Origin of the sequence: uncultured Sphingomonas sp. (genome assembly GCF_937859915.1) — a bacterium.
Classification (GTDB): domain Bacteria; phylum Pseudomonadota; class Alphaproteobacteria; order Sphingomonadales; family Sphingomonadaceae; genus Solisphingomonas.
On sequence record NZ_CALMAW010000052.1, the window covers coordinates 17,134 to 36,703 of the forward strand.

The following is a 19,570-nucleotide window of genomic DNA, read 5'->3' on the forward strand; positions in this document are numbered from 1 at the left end:
CCGGCGCGAGAAATACGCAACAGGTCGATCCGACAAGGCGCCATCCGTGACGGCCGGCGGATCGTCCTGAAAAAGGTGGATGGGGACGGGTGAAGGTAAAGGCGCCTCTCGAGGGAATTCGGATCGTCGAATGGCTGTCCGACGAATGTTCGATCGCGGTCGGGCTGGCAATCTCGTTCGCGGGCCGGGTCGCGGCCGATCTTGGCGCGACCGTCGTCCAGGTCGAGGCGCCGCTGCTGCGCGCGCGTCGCGCGATCGACCCGCTGGTCGACGGCGAATCCGCGCTGTCCCGCTTCATCGATCGCGACAAGCAACAGGCACCGGCAGCACGCGTGATGGAAGGCGGATCGGCCGACATCATCCTCCGCGACATCGTAGGCGCCGATGCCGGCCGCGCATCGGTGGTCCTGGTGAGCGATCGTGCGCAAAGGCCCGACGTGCCGGATAGCGAGTTCACGCTGCTTGCGGTCGGCGGCCTGCTCGATCTGGTCGGCGATCCCGCCGCCGAGCCGTTACGATTGGGCGGTCATCAGCTCGCTTATTCGGCCGGCCTCGCAGTCTATGCCGGCATCGCGGGCGAGCTTTGCCGGCGACAGGGCGGCGGCGCGCCCGATACGCTGCGCGTCAACATCGCCGACGTCGCGGTCTGGCTCAACTGGAAGAGCGTAGCGATGGGCAGCTGGAGCGCGCGCGTGCCGAGCCGGCTCGGCGACGGTGCCGAATGGCGGACGATCCGCTGCGCCGATGGCTGGCTGGCGCTGGTCTATCTCGAGGCCGATTGGCCCAAGCTCAAGCTTTTGGTGGGCGACCACCGCCTCGACGAACTGCGGTATGAGGACCGCCTCGAACGGCGTCGCGATGCGACCAGGATCAACGCCGTCGTCGAGCATGCCTTCGCGACGAAGACGCGCGCCGAGCTTCGCGACATAGCCCTCGCGCGGCGTATCCCGCTCGGGCCGGTGTGGACCCCCGCCGAGCTCGAACATGATCCGCAATATGTTGCGCGCCATTTCCTCCAGCGGTCCGCGGACCGTGATGGCGCGTCGGTGCTGCGCCCCCTGCCCCCCGTGATCTGGAACGGCGCGCGCTTCGGCAGCGGCGCCGCGGCGGAGATCCGCGCATGAAGCCGCTGGCAGGTTGTCGCGTGCTCGATCTCGGCATCATCACCGCGGGCGCGGCGACATCGGCGGTGCTCGCCGATTTCGGCGCCGAGGTGATCAAGATCGAGTCGCCCACCTATCGCGATCCGTTCCGGCGCTGGCTGTCGGATCGGCCCATCGACGCCGACCCCGATCTCTCGCCCTTTTTCCGCGCGACCAACCGCGGCAAATTCGGGCTCAGCCTTGATCTCAAGCAGCCGCTCGGTCGCAAGGCGTTCCTGAAGCTGGTGCGGGAGAGCGATGTCGTCGTCGAGAATTTCCGCCGGGGAGTCCTGCAGAAGCTCGGTCTCGATTTCGAGACGCTGCGCGCCGCCAATCCGCGGATCATCCTCGCATCGATCTCGAGCCAGGGCGAGGACGGCCCCGAAGCCGGCTACGTCTCCTACGGATCGACGCTCGAGGCCGTCGCGGGCCTGGCGACGACCACGGGCTATGCGGGCGGCCCGCCGACGCTGAGCGGCGTCGATCTCAACTATCCCGACCAGATCGTCGCGCTGTTCGCCTCCTCGATGATCGTCACCGCCTGGCACGGTCGTGACCGGCGCGACGGCGGCGTCCATCTCGACCTGTCGCAGCGCGAGCTCACCTCCTATCTGTCCGGCGAGACGTTCGTCGCGGCGGGGGCCGGGATCGAGGAGCCGCGCGCAGGCAATGCGCAGGCGCCTTATGCCGTCCAGGAATGCTTCCGATCGAACGACGGCGGCTGGATCGCGTTATCGGTGCGTGACGACCAGTCGTCGGCGCTCGCCTCGCTGGGGACATCGGCGGCCGACCTCTCTGGTTGGATCGGCGGCCAGGCGGCATCGGTAGCGCTCGACCATCTGCACGCCGCCGGCGTCGCCGCCGCGCGCGCGATGAACGGACGCGAGGTGATGGCGGCGGGCGATGCGGTGTGGACTCATGCGCTCCAGTCGACACCCGCCGGCGATCTCGCCAAAGGCTTCCCGCTCCAGTTCGACGGCGAGCCGCTCAGCATCTCCCGCGAGGCGCCCGCCATCGGCGCCGACAGCGACGAGGTGCTGCGCCGCGTCGCCAAAATGACGGACGCGGAGATCGCAGCGCTCTATGAGGTCGGGGCCATCGAAGTTCCGACCGTTCGTGCAGCATAAGGACAGACTTATGACCACCGCCTATCCCGACACGCTCCTCTTCATCGGCGGCGCCTGGCAGCCCGCCGCCTCCGGCAAGACGCTCGCGGTCGAGAACCCCGCCACCGCCGAGCAGATCGGCACCTGCGCCCATGCCGGGATCGCCGATCTCGACGCCGCGCTCGATGCCGCAGAGGCCGGCTTCAAGGTCTGGCGCAAGACGCCCGCGCCACACCGCAGCGCGACGCTGCGCAAGGCGGCGGCTCTGCTGCGCGAGCGCGCCGACACGATCGGGAACATCCTGACGCAGGAGCAGGGCAAGCCGCTCGCGCAGGGCGTGGTCGAGGTCCATACCGCCGCGGACATCCTCGAATGGTTCGCCGAGGAAGCACGGCGCATCTACGGCCGCACGATCCCAGGCCGGTCGAGCCGCGTCGTCCAGCGCGTCGAGAAGGAGCCCGTCGGCGTCGTCGCGGCCTTCTCGCCATGGAACTTCCCGATCTCGCAGGCGATCCGCAAGGTCGGCGCGGCGGTCGCGGCGGGTTGCGCGATCGTTATCAAGGGCCCCGAGGAGACGCCGGCGTCGTGCGCCGAAATGGTCCGTGCGCTCGCCGATGCGGGGCTTCCCGCGGGCGTCGTCAACCTCGTCTTCGGCTCGCCCGCCGAGATTTCGGGCTATCTGATTCCGCACCCGATCGTGCGTAAGGTGACCTTCACCGGCTCGACGCAGGTCGGCAAGCAGCTCGCGTCACTGGCCGGGCTGCACATGAAGCGCGTGACGATGGAGCTCGGCGGCCACGCCCCGGTGCTGGTGTTCGCCGACGCCGATCTCGAAGCCAATGCCAAGATGCTGGCACAGAACAAGGTCCGCAACGCCGGCCAGGTCTGCGTCTCGCCGACGCGCTTCCTCGTGCAGGACGAGGCCTATGACCGCTTCGTCGGCCACTTCACCACCGAGATGGCGCAGATCCGTGTCGGCAACGGGCTCGACGAGGGCATCGAGATGGGGGCGCTTGCCAATGGCCGGCGTGTCGAGGCGATCGAGGCGATGGTCGCCGACGCGGTGCGCCATGGTGCGACGGTACGCACCGGCGGCGAGCGGATCGGCAACAAGGGCCATTTCTACCAGCCCACCGTGCTCACCGACGTGCCGATCGACGCGCGCGCGATGAACGAGGAGCCGTTCGGCCCGGTCGCGCTGTTCTCGCGCTTTTCGACGTTCGACGATGCGATCGTCGAGGCCAATCGCCTGCCCTTCGGGCTTGGCGCCTATGTCTATTCGGGCTCGCTTTCGACCGCCAACCAGGCCGCCGCCGCGATCGAAAGCGGGATGGTGTCGGTCAATCACCAGGGCCTGGGCCTGATCGAGACGCCGTTCGGCGGCGTCAAGGATTCGGGCTATGGCTCGGAAGGCGGCAGCGAGGCGATCGAGGCCTATTTCGCGACCAAGTTCGTGACGACGCTGGGCTGATCCGATGACGGCGGACCCGATCGAGGTGAAGGGCGGCGATTACGAGCATACGCTCGACTTCGCCGGGGCGAGCGGCGGACGCCCGTTGGCCTACCGCCACACGCCCGCGATGGCGCTGAGCAAGGTGGTGCTGGGCGGGCAGCCGTTCGACGCCACCGAATATTCGCTCGCCAACCACATCATGCTGCACGCGACGGGCGCGCGGCGGCTGCCCGCGATCCCGGTCTTCCCGAGCCGCGCCTTCCGCAACAGCGCGATCTTCGTCGCCAAGGACAGCCCGCTCGAAAGCCCCGCCGAACTCGCCGGCAAGCGCGTCGGGGTGAGCGAATTCGCGATGACCGCGGCGGTGTGGGCGCGCGGCCATCTCCACGACGACCATGGACTCGACTGGCGCGACATCGACTGGGTCACCGGCCCCGATCCACGCTTCCCGACGCCCGCGGGCATCCGCAGCGAGGTCCGCGCGGGCAATCTCGAGGCGATGCTGATCGCGGGCGAGATCGACGCGATCGTCACCGGCAAGCCCAAGGACCGCGCCGCGCTGCGCTGCCTGATCCCCTTCCCGGCGGCGCAGGAGCGCGCCTATTTCGAGGCGACGGGAATCTTCCCGATCATGCACACCGTCGTCCTGCACGAGCAGCATGCGGCGGACGATGCGCTCGCGCGCGACCTGTTCGACACCTATGTCGCCGCCCGCCGCCGCGCGCTGGCCCGCAAGCTGAGCGCCGGCTTCCTGCCGTTCGCCGAGCGCGTCTGGGATCAGGTTGCCGACGGCGACGACACGACCCGCTACGGCCTCACCGACGGCAATCGCCGCGCGGTCGAGACGCTGACGCGCTTCCTGCATGAACAGGGCTTCATCGATCATCGCCCCGATGTCGACAGCCTGTTCGTCGCGGGCAGCGAGACCTGGACGGACTAGCTCCGCACCCCGAGAGGATGATCGAATGAACGGCGCCGAAAGTCTCGTCAAAACGCTGCTGCGCGGTGGCGTCGACACCTGTTTCGCCAATCCCGGCACGTCCGAGATGCACTTCGTCTCGGCGCTCGACCGCGTCCCCGGCGTGCGTTGCGTGCTCGGCCTGTTCGAGGGCGTCGTCACCGGCGCCGCCGACGGCTATTACCGGATGACCGACAAGCCGGCCGCAACCCTGCTCCATCTCGGGCCGGGGCTCGCCAACGGCCTCGCCAACCTGCACAACGCCAAGCGCGCGCACAGCGGGATCGTCAACATCGTCGGCGACCATGCCGGCTACCATCTCCACCTCGATTCGCCGCTGACCTCGGACATCCAGTCGATCGCCAAACCGGTCTCGGACTGGGTGCGCAGTTCGCGCAGCGCGCGCAGCGTCGGCGCCGACGCCGCGGATGCGATCGCGGTCGCCAATTCGCCGCGCGGCCAGATCGCCACGTTGATCCTGCCCGCCGACACCGCCTGGACCGACGGCGGCGTCGTCGGCGTGATCACCGCGCCCGCTGCACCCAAGCCGGTGCCGAACGAGGTCGTCGAGGAAGTCGTTGCCGCGCTGCGCGAGGGCAGCGCGATGCTGCTGGTCGGCTACAAGGGGCTGCGCGCCGAGCCGATCGCACTGGCCGCGGCGATCGGCGCCAAGACGGGCGCCGAGGTGATGAGCATCGGGCGCAGCTCGCGGATCGAGCGCGGCGCGGGCCGCGTCGCGATCGGCCGCATCCCCAATCCGCTCGAGAATATCCGCAAGCGGCTGAGCACGATGCGCACGCTGATCCTCGTCGACGAGGAGGTGCCGGTGACCTTCTTCGGCTTCCCCGGCCGCAACAGCGAGATCGTCCCCGAGGGCTGCCGCGTGCTGACGCTCGCCAATCCCGGCGACGACATCACCGGCGCGCTGCGCGCGGTCGCCGAGGCGCTCGGCGCCAAGACAAGCGACGTCGCGCCGCAGACGTTGTCGCGCCCCGACATGCCGACCGGCGAGCTCACCATCGACAAGGTGGCGCAGGCAATCGCCGCGCTGATGCCCGAGCAGGCGATCGTCGCCGACGAGTCGATCACCAGCGGCCGCACGCTCTTCCCCGCGACGGCGGGCGCGCCGCCGCATGACTGGCTGCAGCTGACCGGCGGTGCGATCGGCATGGGCATCCCGCTCGCGACCGGCGCCGCCGTCGCCTGCCCCGATCGCCAGGTGATCAACCTCCAGGCCGACGGCAGCGGCATGTACACGCTGCAGGCGCTGTGGACGCAGGCGCGCGAGCGGCTCAACGTCGTCACCGTGATCTGGGCGAACCGCACCTACAAGATCCTGCGCGGCGAACTGGTCAACGTCGGCGCGGGCGAGGCCGGCAAGATTGCCAGCGCGATGCTCGACATCGACGATCCCGCGATCGACTGGGTCTCGCTCGCCAAGGGCATGGGCGTCGAGGGCGCGCGCGCGACGACGATGGAGGAATTCTCCAGCGCGATGCGGGCCGGGCTTTCGCGCAACGGGCCCTTCCTCATCGAGGTGGTGCTCTGATGGAGCGGAGCTTCCGGGCATGATCCTCTACGGCTCGACGCGCTCGCCCTTCGTGCGCAAGGTCGTCGTCGCGGCGCACGAGACCGGGCTGATCGATCGCATCGCGCATCGCCCGAGCGTGGTGAGCAACACCAGCCGCGATGCCGAGGTCGCATCGGTCAATCCGCTCGGGCAGATCCCCGCGCTGCGGCTGGCGGACGGGACGGCGCTCTACGATTCGCTCGTCATCTGCCTCTATCTCGACGAACAGGCCGGCGGTAGGCGCCTGATCCCGCCTGCCGGCGACGGGCGCTGGGACGTGCTCGCGCGCCACGCGCTCGGCCAGGGGATGACCGAGGCGATGGTCAAGCTGTTCGGCGAGCGCCGCCGCACCGATCCGCTCCAGCCGACCTATGTCGCCGCGCTGACCGAGAAGCTCGACGCGGCGTTCGTCGCCGCGGCGGGACAGGCGCGATCGAGACCCGCGGGACGGTTCGACCTCGGCGACATCGCGCTGGCGGGCGCGCTCGCCTATGCCGATTTTCGCCTGCCTGCGCTCGACTGGCGGGAGGCCGGGCTCGGCGACTTCTTCGACGAGGTGGCGCAGCGCCGTTCGGTCCGTGCGACGCCCCTGTCGAGCGAGGCGCACAATCCGGCCCCCGCCGCGTGAGCTGGATCGACGCCGACGGCGTCATGCTGCGCTACCGGTGGCGCGCGGGCGACGGCCCGATCGTCGTGCTGCTCCACGAAATGGGCGGCTGCCTCGAAAGCTGGGACGGCGTGATCGCTGCACTGCCGGACGATTACGCCTGCCTCGCCTATGACGCGCGCGGCGCGGGCCTGTCCGAGAAGCCCGCCGCGCCGCCGAGCGTCGAGACGCTGTCCGCCGATCTCGCGGCGCTGCTCGACGCGCTCGACATTCGCCGGCCGATCGTCCTGGCGGGGTGTGCGGTCGGCGCGGCGGTGGCGATACGGTTCGCCGCAAACCATCCGGCGCGGGTGTCGCACCTGGTCCTGCTTGCGCCCGCTACCGGCATCGCCCCCGATCGCCGCCCCGCGCTGCTCGATCTCGCCGACGCGGTCGAGCGCGACGGGATGCGCGCGCGGATCGAACTCCGCTTCGATCACAGCTATCCGCAGCGCTATTTCGAGGGCCGCTCCGATCGCGAAGCGGTGCGCGCGCGGCTGCTCCAGAACGACCCGCATTCCTATGCCGCGACCTACCGCATGCTGTGCGCAATGGACCTGGGCGATGCCCTCGCCCGGATCGCCGCGCCGACGCTCGTCATCGCGGGCGCGCACGACGGAACGCGGCCGCCCGCATTGGTCGAGCCGATCGCCACGGCGATCGCCGACGCACGCTTCGCGGTGATCGACAGCGGCCATGCCATGCCGATCCTGGCACCGCGCGCGGTCGCCGATGCGATCGCGCGTCACGTCGCGCCTTTCTCGGTCGCGTGAGATAAGCTCAATCGAAAAGACAGGCTTAGTCGGTTGACCCCTTTTGTCTGGATGCGCATTGCTGGGCCAAGGCACCGCCCGCCCGCAAGAGAGCGCGGCGCAGATGCATGGGAGATGGTAGCGAAATGAGGCTGATTTTCACCGTCGACGGCCCGGTCGCGACGATCACGCTCAACCGCCCCGAAGCGATGAACTCGATCGATGCCGAGATGCGCCAAGCCTGCGTCGAGGCGTTCGATCGCATCCGCACCGACGAGAGCATCCGCGTCGTCGTGCTGACCGGTAGCGGCCGCGCCTTCTGCACCGGCTCCGATCTCAAGAATACCTATCCGCCCGAGGAAGGCTATGCGCGCGCGGCCTTTGGGGGAGAGGGCGACAAGTCGCTCGCCGACCTGATCAAGGTCGACAAGCCGATCGTCTGCGCGATCAACGGCTATGCGCTCGCCGGCGGGCTCGAGATCGCGCTCGCCTGCGACCTGCGCATCGCCGCCGACGACGCCAAGTTCGGCCTGCCCGAAGTGGCGATCGGCTCGATCCCCGGCGCCGGCGGCACGCAGCGCCTGCCCCGCGTCGTCGGCATGGGCCATGCGCTGCATCTGATGCTGACCGGCGAGCGGATCGATGCGGCCGAGGCGCTGCGCATCGGCCTCGTGACGCGGGTCGTCCCCGCCGCCGAACTGCTCGCCGCGGCCACCGCGATCGCGGCCAAGATCGCGGCCAACGCGCCGCTGGCGGTGCGCGCGGTCAAGCACCTCACCGTCACCGGCGCGGACCTGCCGCTCGAAGCGGGCATCCGCGCCGAGCGAATGGCGTGGGGCGTGCTGCGCAACACCGAGGATCGCATCGAGGGCCGCAAGGCCTTCGCCGAGAAGCGCACACCCGTCTATCGCGGGCGCTGAGCGAACAGAGAGAAGGCGAACGACGTGATCGACAAGCGCTTCACCCTGGCGGAGGCCCTGCGCGACATCGCGGACGGCGCGACCGTGATGATCGGCGGCTTCGGCGCGGTCGGCCAGCCCGACTTCCTCGTCAACGCGCTCGCCGATCAGGGTGCGACCGACCTGACCGTGATCGCCAACAACGCCGGCTGGAACCGCGAGACGGGCATCCCCAAATTGTTGGACCTCGGCCGCGTGCGAAAGATCGTGTGCAGCTTTCCCAAGAATTCGCCCGCCTTCGACGACCTGTTCCGCGTCGGCAAGATCGAGCTCGAGATCGTGCCGCAGGGCACGCTCGCCGAGCGCATCCGTGCGGCGGGCGCCGGCGTCCCCGGCTTCTACACCGCGACCGGAGTCGGCACGCAGATGGCCGAGGGCAAGGAGACGCGGATGTTCGGCGGCAAGGAATATCTCCTGGAAGAGGCGCTGCACGCCGACGTCGCGTTGATCGAAGCGTGGCGTGGCGATCGCTGGGGCAATCTCAGCTATCGCGGCAGCGGCCGCAACTTCAACCCGGTGATGGCGATGGCCGCCACCTGCACGATCGCGCAGGTGCATGAGATCGTCGAGCTCGGTGAGATCGCGCCCGACGCGGTCGTGACCCCGGGCATCTTCGTCAATCGCATCGTCGCCATCCCCGCGGAGGCCAAGGCATGATCCCCGCCGGCGTCACCCCGCTCGATCGGCCGCAGATGGCGGCGCGTCTCGCGCGCGACATCCCCGAAGGCTGGTTCGTCAATCTCGGCGTCGGCGTGCCGACCCAGGTCGCCGACCATATCCCTGCAGACCGCGAGGTGATCATCCATTCGGAGAACGGCATATTGGGGATGGGCCCGGCGCCTGCCCCCGATGCGGTCGATCCGTGGCTGGTCAACGCCGGCAAGAAGGCGGTGACGCTGCTCAAGGGCGCGGCGCTGTTCCATCATGCCGACAGCTTCGCGATGATCCGCGGCGGGCATATCGACCTGTGCGTGCTCGGCGCGTTCGAGGTCGCGGCGAACGGCGATCTCGCCAATTGGACGACCTCGTCGAACGACAAGACCCCTGCGGTCGGCGGCGCGATGGACCTCGCGGTCGGCGCGAAGCGGATCTGGATCCTGATGGAGCATGTCACGCGCGACGGCAAACCGCGGCTGGTCGAGCACTGTTCCTACCCGCTGACCGCGCCGGGCGCGGTGACGCGCGTCTATACCAATCTCGCGGTGCTCGACGTCACCCCATCCGGTTTCGCGGTGGTCGAGATGGTGCCGGGCCTGACGCTCGACGCGCTGCAGGCGCTGACCGCGGCGCCGCTGGTGATGGCGTCGTCATGACCGTCGCCGCCTTCCGCGCAATCCTGGCGGGCGACGTCTGCGTCCGGCCGGCGTCCGTCGCCAACCCGCTGTCGATGCGCGCCGCCGCCGAGATCGGCTATGAACTGGCGATGCTCGGCGGATCGGTCGCCGCGCTCGAGATTCTCGGCGCGCCCGATCTGGCGCTGATCACGCTCAGCGAACTGGTCGAGCAGGTCCGTCGGATCGCCCGCGCCGCACCGCTCCCGCTGCTCGTCGACGGCGATCATGGCTATGGCGACGCGCTGTCGGTCCGGCGCACCGCGATCGAGCTGGCCGCCGCGGGCGCCGCCGCGGTGACGATCGAGGATACCGAGCTGCCCGGGACGGGCAAGCAACTGCTCCCGATCGCGACCGCCGCCGCCAAGATCCGCGCCGGGATCGAGGCGGGGGCCGACATCGTCGTTGTCGGCCGCACCAACGCCGCGCTGGTCGCCGACCGCGCCGAGCTGTTCGCGCGCCAGACCGCCTTCGAGCACGTCGGCGCCGAGGCGATCTTCGTCGCGGGCATAAAGACGCTCGACGCGCTCGACGCGCTCGCCGCCAATGCGCGCAAGCCGCTGATCCTGGCGACCGCGATCAAGGACGCGACCGCCATCGATGTCGCAGCGCGCGGCGTAAAGATCTGGCTGCAGGGCCACCAGCCGCATTTCGACGCGGTCGGCGCGCATCATCGTCGGCTGCATCTCCAGCGCACCGGCGAGGAGCCCGCCGATCCCGATCCGCGCCCGCTCACCAAGCGGCTCAGCCAGAGCGAGGACTATGTCCGCCTGGCGAAGACCTATCTCTCATGATCATTCCCCGGGGAGCCTGATGGCCAACAGAAATCTTGCGAAGGTCGCCGCCGTCGTCGGCGTCGGCCAGACCGACTATCGTGGCGACTGGGCGCGCGTCCGCGCCGGCGAGAAGCCGCGGGACTCGGTCGGCTACGCCGCCGACGCGTTCAAGGTCGCGCTCGCCGATTCCGGCCTGCAGAAATCCGACATCGACGGACTGATCGTCGGCCCGACCACCGCCTATGACCGTATGGGGGAAGTGCTCGGCCTCGACGTCAAATGGGGCGGACAGGGCGATGCGATGCTCAGCGTCATCCAGGCGGTGATGGCGATCAACGCGGGGCTCTGCGAGACGGTGGCCTGCGTCTACGGCAACAACCAACGCTCGGCGGCGGTCAATTACGGCGGCGACAATGCCGCCGGTGGCGGCAACTTCCTCTCCTACGTCTATCATGCGCCGTGGGGCTTCACCTCGCAGGGCGCGCTCTACGCGATGATGTTCCGCCGTTACATGGAGGAGAGCGGGCTGACTTCGGCCGAACTCGCCGAAGTCTCGGTCGCGCAGCGCCTCCATTCCAGCATCACGCCGCATGCGCTGATGCAGAAGCGGATCACCGTGGAGGATTATCTCGCCTCCAACTTCGTCTGCGAGCCGCTCCACCTCTACGATTATTGCCTGGTCAACGATGGCGGCGTCGCCTTCATCATCACCACCTCGGATCGCGCCAAGACGATGGGCGGCAGGGCCGTGCCGATCCACGGCGTCGGCCGCCACGATCTCAACAGCGGCGCGACCAGCATGATCCCGCGCCTCACCAATTTCTATCTGCCCGCGCAGCAGGCGGTGGCGGCGCAGGTGTTCGACATGGCGGGTGTCGGCCCCGAGGACATGGACTGCCTGCAGATCTACGACAGCTTCTCGTGCCACATCCCGCTCGCGCTCGAAGGCTATGGCTATTGCAAGGTCGGCGAGGCGGGCAAGTTCATGCGCGAGACGGGCATCTCGGTGGAAAAAGGCCTGCCGGTCAACACCGCGGGCGGCCATCTCTCCGAAAGCTACATGCAGGGCTGGGCGCATCAGGTCGAAGCGGTCAGGCAGGTGCGCGGCGAATGCGGCGCGCGGCAGGTGCCCGACTGCAAATTCGCGCATTATTCTTCGGATGTCGCCGGCAAGGCCGTGTCGATCATCTACGGCAAGTAGGAGCGTTCCGCGATGGGCATCAGCAAGATCGTCATGGGGCTCGACGACAAGCCCATGTGGGCGAGCATCGAGCGCGGCGCGATGGAGTTGCAGAAATGCGGGGAATGCGGCGCGTTCCGCTATCCGCCTGCACCGGTCTGCCCGCACGATTTGTCGGCCGACGCGGAATGGACCCCCGTTTCGGGCAAGGGGACGATCCTGTCCTGGGTCGTGTTCCACAAGCAATATTTCGAGGACCATGTGCCGCCCTACAATTCGGTGGCGATCGAGCTCGAGGAAGGCCCGATCGTGGTCAGCCAGTTGCGGGGCGACGAGCCCGAGGGCAGCTGGATCGGGCAGCGCGTCGAGCTGATCTACGCCGAGCACGCCGGCCGCACGCAGCATTTTGCGCGCTGGCTCAAGCCCGAAGCGGCCTGACGCGATGACGCGTACGCCCTCCGCCTATATCGTCGGCGCCTATGAACTGCCCGAGCGCTTCTATCCCGACAAGTCGCTCGCGCAGTTGCAGGCCGAGGCGGCGCTGGGCGCGCTCGCCGATGCCGGGCTGACGATCGACGAAGTCGACGGCTTCTTCTGCGGCCCCGACGCGCCCGGCACCGGACCGCTGTCGATCGCCGACTATCTCAATCTCAATCTGCGCCACTTCGACACCACCAACACCAGCGGCTCATCCTATACGGTCCACGTCGCGCACGCCGCGGAGGCGATCGCCGCGGGCAAGTGCGACGTCGCGCTGATCACGCTCGCCGGCCGTCCGCGCGCCGAGGGTCGCGCCAAGGGCGCGCTGGCGCGCACCGACAATCCGCAGCAGCCCGACTTCCAGTGGGAACAGCCCTACGGCCTCGCGGTGCTCAACGTCTATGCGATGGTCGCGGCGCGCCACATGTACGCGTTCGGCACCACCGCCGAGCAGCTCGCCTGGGTCAAGGTCGCCGCCTCGCATCATGCCCAGCACAATCCGCAGGCGCTGCTGCGCGATCTCGTCACCGTCGAGGACGTCGTCAATTCGCCGCTGGTCTGCGATCCGCTGCACCGGCTCGACTGCTGCGTCGTGACCGATGGTGGCGGCGCGCTGATCGTGACGCGCCCCGAGATCGCCAAGAGCCTCAAGCGTCCGCTCGTCGGGCTGATCGGCTCGGCCGAGACCACGCAGGGGCAGAATGGCGGCTATATGGACATCACCACCAGCGGCTCCGCGCGCACCGGTCCGCGCGCACTCGCCGAGGCCGGCGTCGCGATCGGCGACATCAAATATGCCTCGCTCTACGACAGTTTCACGATCACGGTCTTGATGCAGCTCGAGGACCTGGGCTTCTGCGCCAAGGGCGAGGGCGGCGCGTTCGTGTCGGACGGCGGACTGATCTCGGGCAGCGGCAAGCTCGCAGTCAACACCGACGGCGGCGGTCTGTGCAACAACCACCCGTCCAACCGCGGCGGCATGACCAAGGTGATCGAGGCGGTCCGTCAGCTGCGCGGCGAGGCGCATCCCGCGGTGCAGGTGCCGGGTTGCGATCTCGCGCTGGTCAACGCGATCGGTGGGCAGCTCGCGGTCCGCCACGCACCTGCCACGCTGATCCTGGAGCGTTTCGCATGATCATCGGCGCCCGCACCCCCGGCGACCTCGAACCCACGCCCGAGACTCAAGCCTTCTGGGACGCCGCCGCGCAAGGCCGCTTCCTCGTCCGCCACTGCAACGCCTGCGACAAGGCGCACTGGTATCCGCGCGGCCTCTGCCCGCTCTGCCACAGCAGCGACACCGACTGGCGCGAGGGATCGGGCAAGGGCACGATCTATGCGTTCAGCGTGATGCGCAAGGCCGAGCCGCCGTTCGTGATGGCCTATGTGACGCTCGCCGAGGGGCCGACGATGATGACCAACATCGTCGAATGCGAAACCGACGCGCTGCGGATCGGCCAGCCCGTCGAGCTCGTCTTCCAGCCGTCGAAGAGCGGCACGCCGGTGCCCTGCTTCCGGCCGTCGACGCCGGCATGACCGACGCGCCGCGCGGCCTGCTCGGTGGCCTCACCAATTATGGCGACGCCGGTTTCAGCCGCTATCTGCGGCGCAGCTTCGCCAGCTCGATGGGCTATTCCCGGCAGATGCTAGACAAGCCGATCGTCGGCATCTGCTATGCGGCGGGCGGTTTCAACAATTGCCACCGCGACGTGCCGGCGCTGATCGAGGCGGTGAAGCGCGGCGTGCTCGCGGCGGGCGCTCTGCCGATCGACTTCCCGACGATCTCGCTGGGCGAGGTGTTCCTGTCGCCGACCAGCCTCAAATACCGCAACCTGATGTCGATGGACGTCGAGGAGATGATCCGCGCGCAGCCGATGGATTCGGTCGTGCTGATCGGCGGCTGCGACAAGACCGTGCCCGCGCAATTGATGGGCGCGGCATCGGCCGACCTGCCCGCGATCCAGCTCGTCACCGGCCCGATGTCGACCGGGCGGCACCGCGGCGAACGGCTCGGCGCCTGTACCGACTGCCGCCGCTTCTGGGCACGCTACCGCGCCGACGAGATCGACGCCGCCGAGATCGACGCCGTCGAGCAGAAGCTCGCCTCGACCGCGGGCACCTGCGCGGTGATGGGCACCGCGAGCACGATGGCGGCGATCGCCGAGGCGCTGGGCATGATGCCCGCGGGCGCCGCCGCGGTGCCCGCGGTCGACGCGCAACGGCTGCGGATCGCCGAGGAGACCGGCCGCATCGCGGTCGCGCTGATCGATGCGCCGCGCCGCCCCAGCGAGATCATGACCGCGCCCGCGATCGAGAATGCGCTGCGCATCCTGCTCGCGATCGGCGGCTCGACCAACGCGATCCTGCATCTCACCGCGATCGCCGGCCGGCTCGGTCATCCGATCGACCTGCGCCACCTCAACCATCTTTCCGACACCACGCCCGTGCTGGTCAATCTCAAGCCGACGGGCGATCTCTACATGGAGGATCTGGCGGCGGCGGGCGGAATCCCCGCGGTGATGCGCGAGATCCGCGACCTGCTTCACCTCGATTGCATGACCATCACCGGCGAGACGATCGGCGAGCGCATCGATGCGTGGGATCCGTGGGTCGACACCAAGGCGATCCGGCCGCGCACCGATCCGGTCGATCCGGAGGGCGGGCTCGTCGCGCTGTTCGGCAATCTGGCGCCGCGCGGCGCGATCCTCAAGCGTTCGGCTGCCGACGCGCGGCTGTTCGAGCGTCAGGCGCGCTGCGTCGTGTTCGACAGCCTCGACGATCTCGCACAGCGCATCGACGATCCCGATCTCGACGTCACCGCCGACGATGCGCTGATCCTGCGCAACGCAGGCCCATGCAGCCCGTCGTCGATGCCCGAGGCGGGCTATATCCCGATCCCGCGCAAGCTCGCGCAGGCGGGCGTCAAGGACATGATCCGCATCTCGGACGCGCGGATGAGCGGCACCGCGTTCGGCACCGTCGTGCTTCACGTCTCCCCCGACGCGGCCTCGGGCGGCATGCTCGCGCTCGTCCGTTCGGGCGACACGATCGAGCTCAGCGTCGCCAACCGGCGGCTCGAACTGCTCGTCGATCCGCCCGAATTGGAACAGCGGCGGGCCGCCCTCCCCGCGCCGGCCGCTCCTGCGGTGCGCGGCCACGACTGGCTGCACGCACAGTTCATCACGCAGGCCGACCAAGGCTGCGACTTTACCTTCTTGCAACGCCAAGGGGTGACACAACCGGCATGACGGTTTTTCTCGATGCCGTAACGGCCGTCCTTGGCTCAAACGGCCTGCTCACCGACCCCGCCGATCTCGTCCCCTATGCGAGCGACTGGCGCGGCAAGATCGACGGCGCGCCGCTCGCGGTCGCAAGGCCCTCGTCGACCGCGCAGGTCGCCGCCGTCGTGCGATTGTGCCTCGAACACGGCGTCGCGATCGTCCCGCAGGGCGGCAATACGGGGCTCGCCGGTGGTGCGACTCCCGACCGATCTGGGACGCAGCTCGTCGTGGCGCTCGACCGGATGACGCGCATCCTCGACGTCGATCCGATCGACAACGTCATTGTCGTGGAAGCCGGCTGCATCCTCACCACCGCTCAGCAGGCCGCCACCGATATTGGTCGCCTGCTGCCGCTCAGCTTCGGCGCGGAGGGCAGCGCGCGGGTGGGCGGCGCGGTCGCGACCAACGCCGGCGGCATCAACGTCCTTCGCTACGGCAATACCCGCCAACTGGTATTGGGGATCGAGGTCGTGCTGGCCGACGGCCACGTGCTCGACCTGATGAGCCGGCTGCGCAAGGACAATGCCGGCTACGACCTCAAGCAGCTGTTTATCGGATCGGAGGGCACGCTCGGCATCGTCACCGCGGTCTGTCTGCGGCTTTCCCCCCGCATCGTGCAGATGCAGACCGCGGTGCTGCAGATGGCGTCGCTGGGCGGCGTACTCAATCTCTATGCGATGTTGAGCGCCGATCTCGGCGAGTTCCTGTCAAGCTTCGAGCTGATCTCGCCACAGGCCCGTGCGCTGTCGGTCGCGCATCTGCCCAAGTCGAACTGGCCGTTCAGCGACGGCTGGGCGGTACTGGTCGAGGTCGGTTCGGGCAGCGCGCACATCGATCTCGGCGGATTGCTCGAGACCGCGCTCGCTACCGCGATCGAGGCGGGGATCGTCGAGGATGCGGTGATCGCGCAGAGCGACGCGCAACGCGACGCCTTCTGGCTGGTCCGCGAGAGCATCACCGAAGGCGAGCGCGCCGCTGGTCCCAGCATCAAGCACGACGTCTCGGTGCCGATCTCGTGCCTGCCCGCGCTGATCGAAGCGTGCGAAGCGGACATCATTGCGACGTTCCCCGGCGCGCGCGCGAACGTCTTCGGCCATGTCGGCGACGGCAACGTCCATTTCAACGTCATCCCGAGCCTCGAGCAACGCGCCGAGCCGGGCTTCGAGGCGCGCGTCAACGCCTGCATCCACGATCGCGTCGCCGCGGCGGGGGGCAGCATCACCGCCGAGCACGGCGTCGGCCAGCTGCGTGTCCAAGAACTTGCTCACTACAAGTCGCCCGACGTGATCAAATTAATGCGTCAAATCAAGCGGGCGATCGATCCGCGTCAGGCGATGAACCCCGGCAAGGTGCTCGCCGACGAAAGGGCGACGAACCCGCCCGCTTGACGTGAGAAATCCGCAGGGGCGGCGACGACCCTGGGCTCATTTCTTCGCTGCGTCGCGGCAAGGGCCGATGCACATCTCCTGTTTGCCCATCGAAAACTCAACCAGAGCTCGCATCTTTGTCGTTTGACCGGATTCGGCAAAATCCTATTTCTCGACGCCACAAGCGGACCTCTTTCGAAGCCGCGAGAGCGAAGACCAGCCGGCATCCGGTCAAGTCGTCGCCAGTAAGAACAGACCCTGGGGAGGAACGATGAACACACGTCTCGCGCTTTTGATCTCGGCCGCCGTCCTGCCTTTGGCGACGGCGCCGCTCCATGCGCAATCCGCCACCGGCGATCTTCCGCAGACGCCGGCCGGTCCGAACGCGTCCGCACCGCTCGCCGCCTCCGAACCCGCGCCCGAAACGTCGGCCCCCGCGCCGAGCGCCGGGCTGCAGGAGATCGTCGTCACCGCTCAGCGCCGCGCCGAGAATGTCCAGAAGGCGCCGATCGCGATCGATACGGTCTCGGCCGCGATGCTGACCCAGCGCCACGTCACCGACGCCACGGCGCTGACGCAGCTCGTGCCCTCCGCGCAGATCGGCCAGGCGGCCGGCCCCTTCCCCGTCTTCTTCCTGCGTGGCGGCGGCTCGTTCGGCACCAACTCGCTGACCGACAGTGCGGTGGTGCTCTCGCTCGACGGCGTGCCACTCGCCCGCCAGTACAACAGCAACGGCCAGTTCTTCGATCTCGAGCGCGTCGAGGTGCTCGAAGGGCCGCAGGGCACGCTTTACGGCCGCAACGCAACCGGCGGCGCGATCAACCTCATCCCGCAGCGCCCGACGCACGAGTTCAGCTTCGACGGCGGCCTGTCCTACGGCAATTACCAGGCGATCCAGACCAACGCCGCGCTCAACGTCCCGCTCGGCGACACGCTCGCCGCGCGCGCGTCGTTCCAGAGCACCAATCATTCGGGCTATACGTCCGATGGCCAGTCCGACGACGACACGCAATCGGCGCGCTTGCAGCTGCTCTACGAGCCCAGCAGCGCGTTCACCTTCCTGATCAGCGCCGACATGGTCCACCAGGGCGGCCGCGGGTCGGGCTTCGTCGACGTCAGCGACTTCAGCCCCGATCAGCGCGTCGGCCTCACCGATCCGCGCGTCCAGGCGCTCTACGTCTCACGCAAGCTGACCCCGATCCCCGCCAACTCGCTGTTCCTCGACGATCGCCATGCCGGTCTCAAGGGCGAGATGAACTGGAAGACCGATCTCGGCACGCTGACGATCCTGCCCGCCTATCGCCACGCGCATCTCGACTTCAACTCGGCCTATGGCGGTGGTGAGGCGGACAATGAGTTTGACAATCAGGAGAGCGTCGAGGCGCGCTTCGCGTCGAACGACCGCGGCTTCCTGCGCTGGATCGTCGGCGGCTTCTACCTGCACGACAAGATCAACGTGTTCGAGAACATCAACAATTTCAACGGCACCGGCAATCAGCAAATCTATCAGGGCGACACCGACTCCAAGGCGGTGTTCGCCGATCTGACCGCCAAGCTGACCAGCAAGCTCAGGCTGATCGGCGGCGTCCGCTACACCAACGAGACCAAGTCGCTCGATGGCTCGCTGCACAATCCGTTCATCGCCAATCCGGTCTATGTCGTCGTCGACGACTCGGCCAAGGCGTCCAAAGTGACCTACCGCGCCGGCGCGCAATATGACGTCACCAATACGTCGATGCTCTACGGCACGGTCTCGACCAGCTTCCGCTCGGGCGGCTTCTACTTCACCGCCGACAATCCCGCGTTCAAGCCGGAATATGTCACCGCCTATACGATCGGCACCAAGAACCGCTTCTTCGACAACAAGGTGCAGGTCAATCTCGAGCTGTTCGAGTGGAAGTTCCGCAACCAGCAGCTTGCCTATTCGACGCGGGACAGCGTCGGCAACCAAGTGTTTGCGACTCTCAACGCGGGCCGCACCCGCTCGCGCGGCGCCGAGCTCGATCTCAAATATCAGCCCGCGCGCAACACGCAATTCGGCGTCGACGTCCAGTATCTCGACTCCAAATTCCAGCAATTCCTGCTGGTCCAGACCGCAGCGCCGGCGGCGGGCACGCTCTGCTCGAGCGTCCACGGCACGACCACCTATACGCTCAACTGCCAGGGCCAGACGCCGCCCAATTCGCCCAAATGGGTGGTCAGCCCCACCGTCAGCCAGGATTTCGAGCTGAGCAGCGGCGGCGTGATCAACCTGCTCACCGGGGCGCATTACCAGACCAACTCCTACACCGCGATCAACCTCACGCCGACCGATCTCCAGCGCAGCTACATCACCGGCAACGCCTCGCTCACCTATACGCCGCCGGACAAGCGCTGGTCGGTCAGCGCCTTCGTCGAAAATCTCGGCGACGTCGCGATCAAGCAATATACCACGCACACGTCCCTCACCGCGGCCGTGCTGTCGCCGCCGCGCACCTACGGCGTCCGCGCCGCGGTGCACTTCCGGTGAGGCCGTCGCGGCGGCGCGACGCCTGTCTTCGCATCGCTGTGCTGGCGTTCGCCACCGCCGGGA

General features: G+C 68.4%; 18 protein-coding genes. All 18 read left to right on the plus strand.

What is annotated here, in order from left to right:
* Positions 1 to 89: 89 nt before the first annotated feature.
* Complete coding sequence (locus Q0326_RS07095) at positions 90 to 1,124, plus strand: CoA transferase (protein WP_298688588.1); 1,035 nt, start codon at positions 90 to 92, stop codon at positions 1,122 to 1,124.
* Positions 1,121 to 2,269 carry a CoA transferase gene (locus Q0326_RS07100; RefSeq protein WP_298688590.1) on the plus strand — a complete coding sequence of 383 codons (1,149 nt, stop codon included), beginning with the start codon at positions 1,121 to 1,123 and terminating at the stop codon, positions 2,267 to 2,269. Before Q0326_RS07095 ends, Q0326_RS07100 begins: the two co-directional genes overlap by 4 nt.
* Before the next feature lie 10 nt (positions 2,270 to 2,279).
* Positions 2,280 to 3,719: an NAD-dependent succinate-semialdehyde dehydrogenase gene (locus Q0326_RS07105; RefSeq protein WP_298688592.1), complete on the plus strand. Its 1,440-nt coding sequence runs from the start codon at positions 2,280 to 2,282 to the stop codon at positions 3,717 to 3,719.
* A 4-nt stretch (positions 3,720 to 3,723) separates the two neighbouring features.
* Positions 3,724 to 4,641 (plus strand): hypothetical protein, encoded by a 918-nt coding sequence (locus tag Q0326_RS07110; RefSeq protein WP_298688594.1) that lies wholly within the window; start codon positions 3,724 to 3,726, stop codon positions 4,639 to 4,641.
* 25 nt (positions 4,642 to 4,666) lie between these two features.
* Positions 4,667 to 6,208, plus strand: a complete 1,542-nt coding sequence (locus tag Q0326_RS07115) for an acetolactate synthase large subunit (protein WP_298688596.1) — start codon at positions 4,667 to 4,669, stop codon at positions 6,206 to 6,208.
* 19 nt (positions 6,209 to 6,227) lie between these two features.
* Entirely contained in the window at positions 6,228 to 6,857 is a 630-nt protein-coding gene (locus tag Q0326_RS07120) for a glutathione S-transferase (protein WP_298688600.1), read from the plus strand.
* Positions 6,854 to 7,648 (plus strand): alpha/beta hydrolase, encoded by a 795-nt coding sequence (locus tag Q0326_RS07125; RefSeq protein WP_298688602.1) that lies wholly within the window; start codon positions 6,854 to 6,856, stop codon positions 7,646 to 7,648. Before Q0326_RS07120 ends, Q0326_RS07125 begins: the two co-directional genes overlap by 4 nt.
* Positions 7,649 to 7,773: 125 nt before the next feature.
* Positions 7,774 to 8,547: an enoyl-CoA hydratase/isomerase family protein gene (locus tag Q0326_RS07130; RefSeq protein WP_298688604.1), complete on the plus strand. Its 774-nt coding sequence runs from the start codon at positions 7,774 to 7,776 to the stop codon at positions 8,545 to 8,547.
* A 24-nt stretch (positions 8,548 to 8,571) separates the two neighbouring features.
* On the plus strand, positions 8,572 to 9,243 hold the full coding sequence (locus tag Q0326_RS07135; protein ID WP_298688606.1) for a 3-oxoacid CoA-transferase subunit A: 672 nt from the start codon (positions 8,572 to 8,574) through the stop codon (positions 9,241 to 9,243).
* Entirely contained in the window at positions 9,240 to 9,899 is a 660-nt protein-coding gene (locus tag Q0326_RS07140; RefSeq protein ID WP_298688608.1) for a 3-oxoacid CoA-transferase subunit B, read from the plus strand. The genes Q0326_RS07135 and Q0326_RS07140 overlap by 4 nt, the downstream gene beginning before the upstream one ends.
* Complete coding sequence (locus tag Q0326_RS07145) at positions 9,896 to 10,711, plus strand: isocitrate lyase/PEP mutase family protein (protein ID WP_298688610.1); 816 nt, start codon at positions 9,896 to 9,898, stop codon at positions 10,709 to 10,711. The genes Q0326_RS07140 and Q0326_RS07145 overlap by 4 nt, the downstream gene beginning before the upstream one ends.
* 19 nt (positions 10,712 to 10,730) lie before the next feature.
* A complete protein-coding gene (locus Q0326_RS07150; RefSeq protein ID WP_298688612.1) occupies positions 10,731 to 11,894 on the plus strand; it encodes a thiolase family protein in 1,164 nt (387 codons plus the stop codon).
* 12 nt (positions 11,895 to 11,906) lie between these two features.
* Positions 11,907 to 12,311, plus strand: a complete 405-nt coding sequence (locus Q0326_RS07155; RefSeq protein WP_298688614.1) for an OB-fold domain-containing protein — start codon at positions 11,907 to 11,909, stop codon at positions 12,309 to 12,311.
* A gap of 4 nt (positions 12,312 to 12,315) precedes the next feature.
* The gene (locus tag Q0326_RS07160; RefSeq protein ID WP_298688616.1) at positions 12,316 to 13,488 is read left to right on the plus strand and encodes a thiolase domain-containing protein; all 1,173 of its coding nucleotides are present in this window, start codon (positions 12,316 to 12,318) and stop codon (positions 13,486 to 13,488) included.
* Entirely contained in the window at positions 13,485 to 13,886 is a 402-nt protein-coding gene (locus Q0326_RS07165) for an OB-fold domain-containing protein (protein ID WP_298688618.1), read from the plus strand. The genes Q0326_RS07160 and Q0326_RS07165 overlap by 4 nt, the downstream gene beginning before the upstream one ends.
* Complete coding sequence (locus Q0326_RS07170; RefSeq protein ID WP_298688620.1) at positions 13,883 to 15,598, plus strand: dihydroxy-acid dehydratase; 1,716 nt, start codon at positions 13,883 to 13,885, stop codon at positions 15,596 to 15,598. Before Q0326_RS07165 ends, Q0326_RS07170 begins: the two co-directional genes overlap by 4 nt.
* Positions 15,595 to 17,019: an FAD-binding oxidoreductase gene (locus Q0326_RS07175; RefSeq protein ID WP_298688623.1), complete on the plus strand. Its 1,425-nt coding sequence runs from the start codon at positions 15,595 to 15,597 to the stop codon at positions 17,017 to 17,019. Before Q0326_RS07170 ends, Q0326_RS07175 begins: the two co-directional genes overlap by 4 nt.
* 250 nt (positions 17,020 to 17,269) lie before the next feature.
* Entirely contained in the window at positions 17,270 to 19,507 is a 2,238-nt protein-coding gene (locus tag Q0326_RS07180; protein WP_298688625.1) for a TonB-dependent receptor, read from the plus strand.
* Positions 19,508 to 19,570: the final 63 nt, after the last annotated feature.